Origin of the sequence: Aquimarina algiphila (assembly GCF_007489275.1) — a bacterium.
In the GTDB taxonomy this organism is placed as follows: Bacteria; Bacteroidota; Bacteroidia; order Flavobacteriales; family Flavobacteriaceae; genus Aquimarina; species Aquimarina algiphila.
The window spans coordinates 33,157-47,428 of sequence record NZ_VLNR01000008.1 but is presented as its reverse complement, the minus strand read 5'-3'; the positions used below and the strand labels follow the sequence as shown (position 1 = coordinate 47,428).

General features: G+C 32.2%; 15 protein-coding genes. 8 read left to right on the top strand and 7 right to left on the bottom strand.

The features are described from left to right. Window positions 1-6: 6 nt before the first annotated feature. Window positions 7-807 (bottom strand): hypothetical protein, encoded by an 801-nt coding sequence (locus FOF46_RS05490; RefSeq protein ID WP_143915753.1) that lies wholly within the window; start codon window positions 805-807, stop codon window positions 7-9. Then, window positions 804-1,226: an ABA4-like family protein gene (locus tag FOF46_RS05485; protein ID WP_109434025.1), complete on the bottom strand. Its 423-nt coding sequence runs from the start codon at window positions 1,224-1,226 to the stop codon at window positions 804-806. Before FOF46_RS05485 ends, FOF46_RS05490 begins: the two co-directional genes overlap by 4 nt. A gap of 354 nt (window positions 1,227-1,580) precedes the next feature. On the opposite strand from FOF46_RS05485, the gene FOF46_RS05480 reads away from it, so the two are divergent. Further along, on the top strand, window positions 1,581-2,651 hold the full coding sequence (locus FOF46_RS05480) for a DUF5700 domain-containing putative Zn-dependent protease (protein ID WP_143915752.1): 1,071 nt from the start codon (window positions 1,581-1,583) through the stop codon (window positions 2,649-2,651). A gap of 104 nt (window positions 2,652-2,755) precedes the next feature. On the opposite strand, the gene FOF46_RS05475 is transcribed toward FOF46_RS05480, so the two are convergent. The 5 genes from FOF46_RS05475 to FOF46_RS05460 form a co-directional block, all read right to left on the bottom strand. Then, on the bottom strand, window positions 2,756-3,322 hold the full coding sequence (locus FOF46_RS05475; RefSeq protein WP_160114004.1) for an RNA polymerase sigma factor: 567 nt from the start codon (window positions 3,320-3,322) through the stop codon (window positions 2,756-2,758). 318 nt (window positions 3,323-3,640) lie between these two features. Further along, on the bottom strand, window positions 3,641-4,309 hold the full coding sequence (locus FOF46_RS05470) for a response regulator (RefSeq protein ID WP_143915751.1): 669 nt from the start codon (window positions 4,307-4,309) through the stop codon (window positions 3,641-3,643). Window positions 4,310-4,321: 12 nt separating this feature from the next. Then, window positions 4,322-6,301 carry a tetratricopeptide repeat-containing sensor histidine kinase gene (locus FOF46_RS05465; RefSeq protein WP_143915750.1) on the bottom strand — a complete coding sequence of 660 codons (1,980 nt, stop codon included), beginning with the start codon at window positions 6,299-6,301 and terminating at the stop codon, window positions 4,322-4,324. A gap of 32 nt (window positions 6,302-6,333) precedes the next feature. Next, complete coding sequence (locus FOF46_RS31380) at window positions 6,334-6,498, bottom strand: hypothetical protein (protein WP_160114005.1); 165 nt, start codon at window positions 6,496-6,498, stop codon at window positions 6,334-6,336. Between the two features lie 572 nt (window positions 6,499-7,070). Continuing rightward, a complete protein-coding gene (locus tag FOF46_RS05460) occupies window positions 7,071-7,316 on the bottom strand; it encodes a hypothetical protein (RefSeq protein WP_109434030.1) in 246 nt (81 codons plus the stop codon). Window positions 7,317-8,128: 812 nt separating this feature from the next. On the opposite strand from FOF46_RS05460, the gene cobW reads away from it, so the two are divergent. Genes cobW through FOF46_RS05425 form a run of 7 tightly spaced genes read left to right on the top strand, consistent with a single transcriptional unit; the run spans window position 8,129 to window position 14,266 of the window. After that, a complete protein-coding gene (cobW, locus tag FOF46_RS05455; RefSeq protein WP_143915749.1) occupies window positions 8,129-9,208 on the top strand; it encodes a cobalamin biosynthesis protein CobW in 1,080 nt (359 codons plus the stop codon). A 4-nt stretch (window positions 9,209-9,212) separates the two neighbouring features. Further along, complete coding sequence (locus FOF46_RS05450) at window positions 9,213-9,800, top strand: cob(I)yrinic acid a,c-diamide adenosyltransferase (protein WP_143915748.1); 588 nt, start codon at window positions 9,213-9,215, stop codon at window positions 9,798-9,800. A 2-nt stretch (window positions 9,801-9,802) separates the two neighbouring features. Further along, window positions 9,803-10,495, top strand: a complete 693-nt coding sequence (gene cobI / locus FOF46_RS05445; RefSeq protein ID WP_167571751.1) for a precorrin-2 C(20)-methyltransferase — start codon at window positions 9,803-9,805, stop codon at window positions 10,493-10,495. Continuing rightward, on the top strand, window positions 10,492-11,847 hold the full coding sequence (gene cobJ, locus FOF46_RS05440) for a precorrin-3B C(17)-methyltransferase (RefSeq protein ID WP_143915746.1): 1,356 nt from the start codon (window positions 10,492-10,494) through the stop codon (window positions 11,845-11,847). Before cobI ends, cobJ begins: the two co-directional genes overlap by 4 nt. A 5-nt stretch (window positions 11,848-11,852) precedes the next feature. After that, window positions 11,853-12,515, top strand: a complete 663-nt coding sequence (gene bluB, locus FOF46_RS05435; protein ID WP_143915745.1) for a 5,6-dimethylbenzimidazole synthase — start codon at window positions 11,853-11,855, stop codon at window positions 12,513-12,515. A gap of 24 nt (window positions 12,516-12,539) precedes the next feature. Beyond that, window positions 12,540-13,730, top strand: coding sequence for a precorrin-6y C5,15-methyltransferase (decarboxylating) subunit CbiE (cbiE, locus tag FOF46_RS05430; protein WP_143915744.1), 1,191 nt, complete (start codon window positions 12,540-12,542; stop codon window positions 13,728-13,730). Continuing rightward, complete coding sequence (locus FOF46_RS05425; protein ID WP_143915743.1) at window positions 13,727-14,266, top strand: hypothetical protein; 540 nt, start codon at window positions 13,727-13,729, stop codon at window positions 14,264-14,266. The genes cbiE and FOF46_RS05425 overlap by 4 nt, the downstream gene beginning before the upstream one ends. Window positions 14,267-14,272 lie beyond the last annotated feature (6 nt).

Below are 14,272 nucleotides of genomic sequence, written 5' to 3'. Positions count from 1 at the left end.
ATTTAATTACAGTTTAATTAAAGCCATACCTTGTTTGGCTTGATAGAAAGTAAACCCAATCCATGTTGCATATAATAATCCAAAAACAGTTACAGCAATAATCTGATTTCTACTTTTTGTATTCCATTTCTTAGATAGCCATAATGCGAATAACGGAATTATTTGTATGCCATGCAATCCAAAAAAGTGCGCTATCCTTAAATCCCCTCCAACGGTACTCCAATTAACCAATGGCAGCCCCGCTCCACCATCTGCTACACCAACATTATGAGAAAATTGACTTATCATTTGACCACCTATCCAGCTGCCTATAACTATAATTATCCAACCTAGTAATATTGCCCATTGTACCGATGCGGTAGTTTTTAATTTTAACCTAATAGTTTCGAAGATAAACAATACCATGATTAAAACATTTATTCCAATCAAAATACCCATCGCTGCAAAAAGCAAACCATCAAACAAGGAAGATTGGTTATAATGAGATTGTACCCCTCGAGATGCCTGATAAATGATAATACCTATTTCTAATAATAAGGTCCATGAATTGATATTATTTAAGATATTTTTCTTCCTTTTAGAAAAAGGATATAATGTCATAAGGTATCCTACCGTCAAGATATAAATACTACCAGAAATTGAGAATTTCAGTGGTTTAATCCAAACATTCACTCCCATTAGTGTTCTATCATCTACCAGAAGTCCTATTATACATCCAATAGCAGAAATTAGAAGGGTAATAACTATCCAATATAATATTGGACTTTCTTCTTTTACTGTGCTAAATATTTTTTTAATGTAAATCATGATTGTTTTTGTTTAAATGCTCTGATAATCATAAAAAGCAGGAACCCAACCGGACCAAACATAAATGTTGCAAAAAGACAGGGAGCCATTATCAATTGATGAATACCTAGTTTTTTATTTTGATCTAGCATCCACATACCTACTACAAGATCAAAAGCGAGGTAATGCACCCAGCCGGCGAGAACGGCATTTTCTTCTGTAAATAATGCCATGACCGAACTAAGGCTACCAAAATCCATCATCCCACCTATCTGTATCGCTAGAAAAATATAGATGGCATATACTGCAGATAACAGCAATGGAATTACTTTAAAATCAATTAAAAACCTGGTGACTTTCCATTTAGGTAACAGGATCATCAAGATCCACATGGGCATAGCAGTCATATTTGCAAGTGAAAAAACTTCTGTGGGTGTCATATTTATTTATTTTTAAAAAAGGTATAATTTGATTAGTTGATGGTTCAAATATGGAATGGTTTGACAGAAAATGAAATGAGTTTAAGTTCAACCGTCGTTAAATCCACTTGAATCGTAACATTTCTCTTTCAATCCAAAATGGTGCTCGTCCAAATAATGAATGACCCTGCAGGTTGATACTAAAAGAGGTATCAAATTACTCATCTACCAAAGCATGTTAAATGTATTTTTAGGATCAATCCCTTTAATAAAAACCACCCTGCTTTCCTTTTTATAAAATAAAACCAGTCTATAACTGTAACCTTACTTATTTATATGTATCTATACTTTATAACACTCAATTCAAAAAAAGTAATGAAAAAGATATACCTTATCCTGATGGTTCTTTTATCTCTTCCAAAACTATATACGCAAGAGATTAATATTTCATATGATTATTCTTCTGTGAAAAAACTAATAGAGATATTGGATAGTGATGAGCTTAATGAAAAGGATTTTAAAGAACTGGTTGCACTGCATGGTACCAAAGCTTATTTAAGAAAGTTGTCTACTTTTTTTCCAGGGATTAATGAATCTAGCTTTAAAAAAAGTTTAACAGCTGCATTAAAAGGAGAATATCTGGACAAAGACCCTTTTATGTTTAGCAAACTGACACCTCTTATTCCACATGCACAAAAACTCCTTGCAGAAGTGATTCAAAAAGAAAAAGAACTTGCCAAAAATTCAGTATTTCTATTAAAAGAATATTCTCCTAAAAATGTAAAGTTGGATGTTACTGTATATATGATTTTAGGTGTTATTGGTGGTGGTTGGACTTTTGATGATGCTCCTAATTCATTTTATGTTGATTTTGCTTCTATGAAAGGTGATTATAATGGATTATCATACTTATCAACACATGAACTATTTCATTTAGTCCAATATCAATACATGAATGAATCTCCAGAACAAAGTTCTGATAAAGTGAATTATCTTTTGGATCAAATGATAAGAGAAGGAACTGCTACATATGTAGCCGATTTTTCAAAAATCTCATCTTCTGGACCGTATATTGATTTTAGTAAAAAGGAATATAGTAGAAATTTTAGACGAATGGAAACTAACTTTGCTCTTCTGGAGACAATTCTATTCCGGGCAAAACATGATGCTACTGTAAACATCGATTTGCTTTACAATATTGGTCTTAGTGGAATGTACCAAAGTCCAATGTATTATGTAGGATATCATATGATTAAATTAATTGAGAAATATAATGATAAACCAGAACTTTTAGCCTTATTACGCAAACCTCCTGTAGACATCATTCTTAGCTATATACAACTATGCGAAGCTTATAAGGATAAAGATAATGAGTTTGTAGTATTTTCTGAAACGACTGTAAAAATTCTGGAATCAATGAAAAGTCAAGAAAGCAACAAAAAATAAAATGATTCAATTAAAAATCACCATTACATTATAGTTTTCTTTTTGTTTAAAATAGTACTATTTAAATATAAATAAACTTAAGGGTAGTATAATTTTAATCTGAATTAACATATGGCCCTTAACTCTTCATACATTGGGTCTTTTTCGATCATTTTTAATAATTGTCTTTTTGCCTCGAATTTCTTTTTTCTAGTATACCCTTCAGAATATCCTGTGATTATCGATATTTCTTTCATTGATTTCCCTTCAAAAAAAAGATATAATAGTTTCTTATTATCTGCACTCAGCTTCTGAAAGTGTTTTCTATAGAGGTGTTCTCGTTCTTGATTTTCAATATTAGCTATTAAAGGATCATTAATTCCTTCTTCAAAACGATTTTGTCCGTCATCGATAATAAGTTTTTCTTTTTTCTTTAACCGATTTCTCCAAAGGTTTCTGCAAATACCATAAAAATAAGTTTTTATAGGTACTCTAATTTCTAAAAGACCTGATCTTAACTTCTGATATAATACAACCAAAGCGTCCTGAAAAACATCTTCTACATCCTCCAGGTTTCCATAATTACGAAGAATATACCCTTGGATATATCGTATATTATCCCTGTAAAAACAAGTTAGTATTCTTTCATCTCCTTCAATAATTCCAGCTATGATTACTTGATCGTTGTTCATCGTTATAGTTAGTTTATACCGTTTCGAGATTATAGATAAGCTCTTCACCATTGATCATTCACTTGCTTTTACGATGCAAACATAAATTGACTATAACATATGTCCTTACAGATTTCTGTAATATGGTCTATTTTTTTGAAAAAAAACGTACCCTATACATTTATTAATCATGTTTAATACTTTATCAATCAATTTTAAAAATTGGTAAGAAGGAAGAATTTCTTTTACCTAATGATCCAAAGTATCAAATAATTGTTGTAGAAATCATTTACACAACTCGTTGTCTATTCTAGAATTTAATTAGTATTGTTTACACTGCTATAACAATCCTAAATCCTTTACAATAGCCACTAAATGAGTAGTGTTTTTGGCTTTAAAATCATCAAAAAGTTTACTGACTCTTTTGTCGATAGCGCTTTCACTATTCGGAGATATTTTTTGTTTTTTAAGCTTGGTTCTGATTTCTTTTTTAGTAAACCCTTGTGATAATTCTTCTAGCAACATCATATCCAAATCATCAAGATGAATCATTGTATTTATTGCTGTATTATTAGTTAGTTCTGGTGGTCGTACAGTATTATTCTGATATACTCCATTCACACATGCTATTAATTCTTTTATTGCGTGCTGACCTTTACAGACATATCCATTGATGTCGAGTTTTTCGAATAACATATTAATTTTGTCCGGTCTATTTTCTTGAGAATATACAATTACTTTGATATCTGGTTGTACACTTCTAATATCCTTTATCAAATCGATGCCCGAAGCTCTGGTTTGAATTTTATGATCTTCTCTAAAAGAAAGATCTGTAATTAGTAATTCGAATGCTTCCTTGTCATTATAGGCTTTTCTGAATTTTAGATAAGCATCATCACAGTATTTGGCCTCCTGGATATTATGAATTCCAATTTTATCATTAAGTATTTTTATAATGCCTTGATTGGCAATTTCATAGTCTTCTGCCACCAATACTTTAGTAAACATTTTGCTAACTTTTTAATTAGGGATTTGTATCACGGCCTTGAAGCCTTTATCTTTTTCTGAATCAAAGATAAGAGTTCCACGTATAGCCTCAATACGCTTTTCTGTATTCCGAAGTCCATTTTTGGATTTTACATGTTCTTCTGCCATCCCTACACCATTATCTGAATATTTAATCTGTAATGTATTATTTGTATTAGAAAACATTAATTTAACTAAACTCGCTTGACTATGCTTCTGCATATTCGTCATTAATTCCTGTAGCACTCTGTATACAGTTAGTTTTATGGTTTTATCCATATCATTCCAATCCATTTTATCAAACCCAATGACAATCAATCGAATACCATTCTGCGCATAGTTTTGTAGCATGTTATTCAATTCTTCAGCATAGGTCTCTCCGGTTTCGAATTCATTATTTTCACGGGATATATCTCGTGCTCTTATATAAGTACTATTGAGTTTATCTTTAATTTGGGGGTCATGTGGATCATTCTGATATTGTAGCATCACCTGGAAAATATCATTACCCAGTTCATCATGTAAGCGTTTAGAAATACGTGTCTCTGTTTCATAACTAGCTTCAAATTGCGCTATTTTATTTTGCTGATTGAGGTTACGCATTTGTTGTCTAAAAAAGTAAACCACAAACCCAATACCTGTAAGTAATAATAATATTCCTAGCAGGTATATTGCGTTTTGATTACGAACTCTGGAGATTTTCCAGTTTTTCCGTTCGTTCTCTTTTAGTAGATTTTCATTCTCAAACCGTGTGGGTGCATAGATTTCTCGTGTCTTTTTTCTGAGCTCCATGAGCTGAAGGCTTGCTTCTTTAAAACGTTGATGGTCTTCTAAAGAATCTGGATCCAGTTCTGTAATCAAAGTCAACACTTCTAATGATGCTTCATAATCACCAAAATCTTTTATTGTTTGATAAGCCTCATGAGCATGATATTTTGCTTTTTCTAGATCTTTATTTCTGTAGTATTTAGTGAGATGTATATTGCTAGCAAATAGACCGAACTGATTATTTTCTTTTTGTCTAATGCTTAAGGCTTCTATAAGCATCTCTTCACTTTCAAAATTTTCAGGATTATCTAAAAATTTGACATGACCAAGATTACTTAGGATTTGTGCGTATTGTGTTTGTTTTTGAATTACATTTTCATCTTTTAGTAAGGTTTGTAAAATATCAATACTTTCCTTGTATTTTTTTTGTTTTGCCAAAATACTAGCCCGGGAGTTTCTAAAAATTGGTAAATTTTTTACCCCTATTTTATTTTTAGCAATTGAATCATTAAATAGATTTAAAATTTTAGAATTCCAAAGTAAAGCTTCCTCTTGATTTCCTAGCTCATAAAAAGATAGACCTATACTTTGATATAATCCAGATATAATTCTATGTCGAGAAGAACTTTCTACATACTTTAAACCGTCTGTAGCGGTTGTTTTACTGGCATTATAATCTCCTAAAGCAATCTGAATATTAGCCATAGACTTTAAACATTTACCTGCATTGATACTGTCTTTAAGGTTTCTAAGAATCTTAAACGATTGGTTATAATATTTAAAAGCTTCCAAGTAATTGTCAGTTTCTTTATAGAAATACCCGATTTTATAATACGCTTTTCCCAGATTATTACTATCGGTATTTTTTTGAGCGAGTTTTACCATCAAATTAGCTTGTCCAATTGCTTTTTGATAATGACCAGATTTGAATAAAATGTTTGATTTCAATCTAAGTCCTTTATATACTAATGAGTCCATATTAAGATTATTAGCAGCATTTAAAAAACTATCAATCGCTTCTAATTTTTCAGTTTCCGTATTGGATCGTTGAGAAGCTCGATTAAAATATGTATTTAAAGTATCAATTTTTTTTTGTATTGGTATTGAAGATAAATTATTAGGTTTAGTATCAGTACGGCATGAATAACAAAGTATTATGAAAAAAACACCTAAAAAAAAGAGGGACGTAAACGTATATCGTTTCATCCCTCAAAAGTACTAAATTAAATTATTTGAATTTAATCTATATCGCCATCATCTTCTAATACGTCTTGATCTCCTTTAGTACTTAACACCTCAGTATGTAGTTTTTCATTTTCTGTCACACTATCATCGGGTGTACAAGAAGTAAGGTTAACGCATAGGAGTAGAGCTATTAATAATATGTGTTTTAAGGTTTTCATTGTGCTAAATTTTTTGTTTTCCAATTGTTTGGGGTACGCCCATAGGTGTCAACCCCAGATTGATATACTACTGTATACCCATACCTATGGGAATTAATTGATCGTTTTTGGGAAAGTAAATCCTGTACAGTCACCATACCCTACTTTCCCCTTTTTTGGGTAGCAGTGAGCTGTAATTGGATCTTTTTGGTGGGTCAGTTTTCTGTATTCTCTATACAATCCAGGTGTAAACCAAACATTTTGTTAGGCTCACATATACTGTGGGTATCGATTTTTAGATATACTCCGTTTTTAGGGGCCATTTATCCCAAGAAAACGTTATATAGATCTAAAAAATCTACATTGCTATAAAAAATACTGACTATTGATGTCGGTAACAGTTAGAGTACATAATCAAATACTAAGTGATTCTAAATAGTAGGTATATCATTGATTATCTTGGTTCGTTCTTCAAATTAGCATGCTAATATGATCTATTGATTGCTCCTAAAGAAATCGTTGTTTTTATTACTATTTTTCAGTTTGTCTTGGGAGACAAACTCAATCGCTTATAATAATTACCCTTATAAAGCTTATGAAACTATAGCTTTACAAGAAGTGTAACTGCCTTTGATTACTACTTCATCTTCATGGAAATTCTTACTTATAAAGTGAAGTGTTTTTTCCAGTTCTTTGTTACCATCAGATTGGGTCATCTTTTCTGGAAGAGGATTTACAACCGAAGTATATAAACCCATTCCAAGGATGCTTCCGAATACATCGGCTAACAGGCAATTTCTGATCTCCTGCTCCTTGTTATAAAATTTATTATACTTCATTGTTTTTGTCTTTTTTTGTTATTGTTAATTGTTCTACAAAGATGCGAATATTTTTTAATATACGCAACTATTTTTTGAGTTTATTTTACTGAAAATCAAATAGTTAAACTACAAATTAAGCATAGAAATCCCTATCCGTTTTACAACGAATTTTGGGTGTTTTGGTAATTATCTGTATATATGATACTTACTTTCCAATTTCTATTTTTTATGTACTAATCAATCTTTATTCATTCATTTAAAAAGTTTTACAATTTTGTTTTAATTCATTTAATTATAATTGACATTTCAATTCTTTTTATAGTATACTTACTATTCTACTTCATGATTTAGAATAGATCTTAAGGTTTTATTTTACTTTGCATCAAAAAATACTCCATAAAAAAAGCGTCCAATATATTGGACGCTTGCTATTCTGTATTAGTTCTCTAATTTATATCATTCTAAAAAATGATTAAAATAGCTACATAGCGTCCGATCATCGATAGATACTTCAGTAATCCATCGAGTATCACCTGTATTAAACAGTGACTTTATTATGATATGTATACTATTTGGTTTCATTGTGTTATACAAATATTAATGATTCTAGTATTATTTTCCAAATTAAATCTTAAATATTTCTAACACCTATTATATTTTAGATACCACAGAATAAAAAAAGCCAACTGTTTGAAGCAAGTTTAGTTTTTATGAGACTTGATATGTAGAAGTCGAGCACATCAAAATTGTTATCATAAACATATTAGAATTTCCTTTTTCATTTAAGTTATAATAGATAGTTTTGTTAGGAATCATTTTTGACAAAATTTATGGCTTTAAACACTCAAAAAATACCAGTAACGATAATTACTGGTTTTCTAGGATCTGGTAAAACAACCTTAATACATAAAATCGCTAAAAATGCCAATGGTAGACGATTAGCAATTATCGTTAATGAATTTGGAGAATTAGGAATGGATGGTGAGATCCTAAAAGGAAATGATTGTGGATGTGAAGAGGAAAATATACTCGAATTGAGTAATGGATGTCTTTGCTGTACAGTTCAAGAAGAATTTCTCCCCACAATGCTTCAGTTAATGGAGCGTAAACAAGATATTGACCATATCATTATAGAGACTTCGGGGTTAGCATTGCCTAAACCATTATTGAAAGCGTTTAATTGGCCGGATTTAAAACCTCAAATAACAGTAGATGCAGTAATTACAGTTGTAGATTGTGTAGGACAAGCGACTGGAGAAATTTGTGATCGAGATAAAGTACAATCTCAACGTTTGGATGATGAAAACTTAGATCACGAATCTTCTATCGAAGAATTATTTGAAGACCAACTTTCTTGTGCAGATCTTATTGTAATGACCAAATCTGATTTGATTGATGATTCAGCATATACACAAGTACATGATATTATTCAGAATCGTGTAGGAGACAACATAAAATTAATTTCTGCTGTAAAAGGAGATATTCCTGTAGAAGTATTATTAGGAATCGATGCTAAGGCAGAAGATCATGTGGATAGTAAACATTCTCACCATGAAAATCATCATCACCATGATCATGACCATCACCATGATCACGATCATGACGAAACCATCAATTCTATAGTAATTGAAGTGAAAGCCCCACATACTCCCCAACAATTAGTTGATACGCTAAAATCACTAGTGGTTGAGCATCATATCTATCGAATCAAAGGAATTATTCATGTTCCTGGAAAACCTATGCGTATGATAGTTCAAGGAGTAGCTGATAGATTTGAGAATTATTTTGACAGAAAGTGGGCTGATGACGAAATAAAAGCTACACGATTAGTAATAATAGGAGAAGAAATAGAAGAAGAAAAATTACAGCAAGCGTTAGAACAAAAACTAATGACAACTATAGAAGCCTAGTCCTATGAAAATATATACACGAAAAGGAGACACTGGCATGACAGGTGTTTTTGGAGGAAAAAGAGAATCTAAGGATTCAGCTCGTATTGAATGTAATGGAGCATTAGACGAAGCCAACTCTACTATCGGGTTACTGCGATCAAAATTAGGCAATGATCATGAATGGCAACAAAACTTGCATAAAATCCAAAAGGATTTAATGGATATGATGTCTCATTTGGCAAGACCCTCTGATTCTAAAAAAGAAAACCCTAATCCAAAACCTATAGATGGAGCCGATTTTTGCGAACAATGGATGGATGATATGGAATCTAAAATAAGCTCTCCTTCAGATTATTTTCTACTACCAGGTGGAAACGAAATTTCAGCACTATGCCATGTATGTCGCACACAGATTAGAAGAGGAGAGCGCAGATTGGTAACGTTAATGCACGAAGATCCTGCATCTGTAGAAGAATATGTAGTCGCTTATATTAACAGATTGTCAGATTTGTTCTTCACCATGGCCAGAGCCGAAATGGATAAAGCAGGTGTTGCAGAAGAAAAATGGCAACTCTTCTTATATAAGCGAAAAAAGAAAAAAACGACATAATTTTGAATAGTATATACGGAATTGCCTTAGGGCCAGGAGATCCAGAGCTCCTTACCCTAAAAGCTTTACGAATATTAAAAGAAGTAGATCTTATTTTTTATCCCGGATCAATCACAGAAGGAATAAAAAAAAGTTTTGTGTTTCCTATTCTACAATACCACAAGTTAGAAAACAAAGAACTAAGAGGTTTCTTTTTAAAAATGTCGAATGATAGAAAACAGGCTTCAGAAATTTATGACTCCACAGCAAAAGAAATTCAGGAAGCGTATCATTCAGGAAAAAAAATAGCCATTGTTTGTGAAGGAGATATTAGTTTATATGCCTCTTTCTCCTATATATTGGCCGAACTTCAAAACTTACAATTACCTGTATCATTAGTCCCTGGAATCAATTCTTTTTCTTTAGGAGCAGCGCAACATAAGATTCCGTTAAGTTTGCTCAATGATAAAATAGTTGTTATCCCCAGAGTTAAACATATCACAGAAATCACTACATATTTTTTAGAGTTTGATACCGTGATATTAATGAAAATAAGATCTGGGTGGAGTAATTTTCAATCAGAATTAGCAAAAAAAGATTGGAAATGTTACTATTGTGAACGTTTAGGAACCAAGCAGGAATATATAACAACAGATTTAACGACACTGACTCATAGAGAAATACCATATTTCTCTTTATTAATTATTAAAAAATGATCAAAGTTGTAGGGCTTGGCCCTGGACATTCAGACTATATTATCCCGATGGCTACACAAGCAATTTCTGAAGCTACGGTAGTAATTGGGTATCACTATTACTTTCAATTCATACAACATCTGGTTCATCCTGATGCTTTATGCATCGGAAAAGAACTTAGTGAGGAGGAAAAAAGAGCAGAAATTGCAATACAACATGCCTTAGAAGGAGAACATGTGGTCGTGATTGGTTCTGGAGATGCTAGTATATATGCAATGGCATCTATCGTATATCAAAAAGTTGCTGAGCAAGCATTAGATATTCCTATAGAAACAGTACCTGGGATTTCTGCTTTTATTACAGCAGGGAGTAAACTGGGTGCAATACTAGGTCACGATTTTTGTTGTATCTCATTATCTGATTTAATGACACCATGGACAACTATTGAGAAACGTATTCGCGCTGCGGCAATGGGTGATTTTGTAACGGGGCTATATAACCCTAAAAGCAAAAAACGATACTGGCAACTTCAAACTTTGCAACGTATTTATCTGGAGTATCGCTCCGCTGAAACACCAGTTGCTATCTGTAAACAATTAGGAAGAACAGAAGAAGAAATCAAGATCACAACCTTAGGAGATTTTGATGTCAATGATGTGGATATGTTTTGTGTAGTACTTATAGGGAACAGTCAAACGTTTAACTATAAAGATCATTTGATCACTCCAAGAGGCTATTTAAACAGGAAACCAGAAACAGGATCAGAAATTCAACAAGCTAGTTTTTCTGAAATAACAAATAATATACCTCAAAACACACTAGAAAAAGATGCCCTTTGGGCAGCTATACGATGCATTCACACTTCGGGAGATTATGAGTACATCAAGTATTTGAAAACTTCAGAACAGGCAATAACAATTTGGCATAAATATCTTCAGGCTGGAGGTACGATTGTGACCGATGTTACTATGGTTCAAGCTGGTATCACAAAAGGGTATATTTCCAAATATAACAATAAAGTAGTATGCTTATTAAATGATCCTGAAACATTAAAATTAGCTGAAGAAGAAGGCTTAACAAGAACACAAGCTGGTATAAAACTAGCAGCAAAAAAATATCCAAAGGCATTATTTGTTATTGGCAATGCTCCAACTGCATTAATTGAAATCACGGATCAAATCCAGGAAGGCACCCTATCTCCAACAGGAGTTATCGGAGCGCCTGTAGGGTTTATCAATGTCATCGAATCTAAAGAAAGATTAAAAACAATAACAGAGATCCCATATGCTCTGATTACAGAAAAACGAGGAGGAAGTAATTTTGCTGCAGCTATTGTAAATGCAGCTTTTACTCTTGAAGAAGCTAAACTATAAGTATTATGGAGGAACAACCACAACGCATATTTACTAAAGAAGAGCAACAGTTACTCGAAGAAATCTTGGCACATCGAAGAGATGTTCGAGGGAATCATTTTCTAAATACTCCTATTCCTCAAAACGCTATTGACACTATTTTAGATGCTGCGCTTGCAGCTCCTTCTGTAGGCTTCTCACAACCTTGGGAATTTGTATTAATTAAAGATCAAACCACAAAACAAGCAATAAAAGCAACTTTCTCTGAAGAGACACAACGAGCAGCTCTGTTGTTTGAAGACCAAAAACAAAAAGAATATATCAAACTTAAGTTAGAAGGGATTGTAGAATCTCCTCTAAACATAGCTGTATTTTACAAACCAAAAGATGGCCCTGTACTAGGACAAACTAGCATGCCTAATATGGGTAAATACAGTGTAGTTTGTGCAATACAAAATATGTGGCTCATGGCTAGATCCCTCAATATTGGAATGGGATGGGTGAGCATTTTGGATCCTGAAAAAGTAAAAACTGTACTTAACGCTCCCTCTGAGAATCAATTAATCGGTTATTTATGCTTTGGATATACTGATATGTTTTATAATCAACCTGAATTAGAACTCAAAAAATGGGATCGCAAAAAACTCCAAAAAGACGTAGTCTTTGAAGAAAAGTATAAATCTCCTTAGATTACAGAATATTATATTGACATTATGATGATTTTTCATGTAATAGGTATCGCAAATAAGACACCCAGTTTCACGATAGAGCAGCAACAGGTGATTCTTAACACTGCAATATTCAGCGGAGGAAAACGCCATTATAAATTAGTCAAAAACAAACTTCCGGAAAATCATAAATGGATTCACATTGCATCGCCAATGGCAGATGTATTTAATGCTTATCAAAAAGCAAACGAACCTATTGTCATTTTTGCCTCTGGAAACCCTTTATTTTATGGATTCTCAAACACATTACAACATAAATTTCCTAATGCAAAAATTATAACCACACCGTATTTTAGTTCAATTCAACTACTTGCCAATGCAACAAATACAAATAGTAATCAATTACAAACTGTAAGTGTTCATGGAAGAAACTGGAATGCTTTTGATGCTATTCTAATTCAGCAAAAAGAATTGATCGGTGTATTAACCGATACAGAAAAAACTCCGGCCATCATTGTGCAACGCATGTTAGAATATGGTTATTCGAATTATGAAATCATTATAGGAGAAGATATTGAAGGGGATCGGGAACAATTTCATGAGTTGACATTAATAGAAGCTTCAAAAAGAATGTTTCATCCATTAAACTGTGTGCTCCTCAAAAAGAAATTTCATCGTACTATTGATTTTGGAATAAAGGATCTTGATTTTATAGGTTTACCGAATAGGCCAAATATGATTACTAAGATGCCTATTCGACTAACAACATTACATCTTTTAGAGGTTATAAATAGTAACATACTTTGGGATATCGGATTTTGTACCGGATCTATAACTATTGAAGCAAAACTAAAAAATCCAAACCTCGAAGTCATTGCTTTCGAAAAAAGACAAGAATGCGAACGTATTATTATAGAAAACCAGAAACGTTTTGGTGTTCCTGGTGTTAAGATAATAATTGGAGATTTTTTTGAACAAGACCTTAGTCAATTTCCAAAACCAGATGCTATTTTTATTGGCGGACATGGTGGTAAATTAGAAGAACTCTTTCTCAAAATTCATCCTTTTCTAAAACCAGAAACCAATATTGTCATTAATACAGTCAAAGAAAACTCAATAGAACTGTTTAAAAAAGGTTGTTCAAAAATCGGATACAGTATCAATAATACTCATAAAATAAGCTTGGATTTACATAATACAATTACCTTACTAAAAGCCAAAAGGGAAATAAAATGATAAAAAAAATATTCTTCTGGGGTTGTGTTTTAATCGGATATACAGTTTTTGGGCAGGATATTGTAAAAAAAGAAGTTCTTAAACAAGAAGTAGATACACTACATTTTCAACCTGGAAACTTCACCACAGTAAGGCAAATTTCAGTACGTATAGGTGCAGGGTTACAAAATGATTTTTATTCTGAAGTTGGAGCAGCATTACATACCTGCAGATATGGAGATACAGGTTATTTTTCTAAAACTTATTATGCAGCTTTAGAATGGATGCCTGATCAAAACAATGATATTTATGGCATAAAAATCGGTTACGAGACAAGTGCTTTATTATTAATTACAGGCTTAGAAATAAAATATCAAACAGATTTTAAAATAAATGATATTGTAATCACTCCAAAAATAGGTTTAGGTATATTTGGTGATGCCAATATATTTTATGGATATAATATATCTACAAATAACACCCCTTTTTCTAGAATAAGGAATCATCAATTTTCGATTGTATTTAATTTAAATAAACATTTTCTAAGATATCCTTAACCAATA

Bases quoted from the DNA above. Each gene is read 5' to 3' on its own strand.
- FOF46_RS05475 (WP_160114004.1), bottom strand. From the start codon at position 3,322: ATGAACAACGATCAAGTAATCATAGCTGGAATTATTGAAGGAGATGAA.
- cobJ (WP_143915746.1), top strand. From the start codon at position 10,492: ATGATCAAAGTTGTAGGGCTTGGCCCTGGACATTCAGACTATATTATC.
- FOF46_RS05485 (WP_109434025.1), bottom strand. From the start codon at position 1,226: ATGACACCCACAGAAGTTTTTTCACTTGCAAATATGACTGCTATGCCC.
- FOF46_RS05460 (WP_109434030.1), bottom strand. From the start codon at position 7,316: ATGAAGTATAATAAATTTTATAACAAGGAGCAGGAGATCAGAAATTGC.
- bluB (WP_143915745.1), top strand. From the start codon at position 11,853: ATGGAGGAACAACCACAACGCATATTTACTAAAGAAGAGCAACAGTTA.
- cobW (WP_143915749.1), top strand. From the start codon at position 8,129: ATGGCTTTAAACACTCAAAAAATACCAGTAACGATAATTACTGGTTTT.
- FOF46_RS05450 (WP_143915748.1), top strand. From the start codon at position 9,213: ATGAAAATATATACACGAAAAGGAGACACTGGCATGACAGGTGTTTTT.
- FOF46_RS05470 (WP_143915751.1), bottom strand. From the start codon at position 4,309: ATGTTTACTAAAGTATTGGTGGCAGAAGACTATGAAATTGCCAATCAA.
- FOF46_RS31380 (WP_160114005.1), bottom strand. From the start codon at position 6,498: ATGAAAACCTTAAAACACATATTATTAATAGCTCTACTCCTATGCGTT.
- FOF46_RS05465 (WP_143915750.1), bottom strand. From the start codon at position 6,301: ATGAAACGATATACGTTTACGTCCCTCTTTTTTTTAGGTGTTTTTTTC.
- FOF46_RS05490 (WP_143915753.1), bottom strand. From the start codon at position 807: ATGATTTACATTAAAAAAATATTTAGCACAGTAAAAGAAGAAAGTCCA.
- cbiE (WP_143915744.1), top strand. From the start codon at position 12,540: ATGATGATTTTTCATGTAATAGGTATCGCAAATAAGACACCCAGTTTC.
- FOF46_RS05480 (WP_143915752.1), top strand. From the start codon at position 1,581: ATGAAAAAGATATACCTTATCCTGATGGTTCTTTTATCTCTTCCAAAA.
- FOF46_RS05425 (WP_143915743.1), top strand. From the start codon at position 13,727: ATGATAAAAAAAATATTCTTCTGGGGTTGTGTTTTAATCGGATATACA.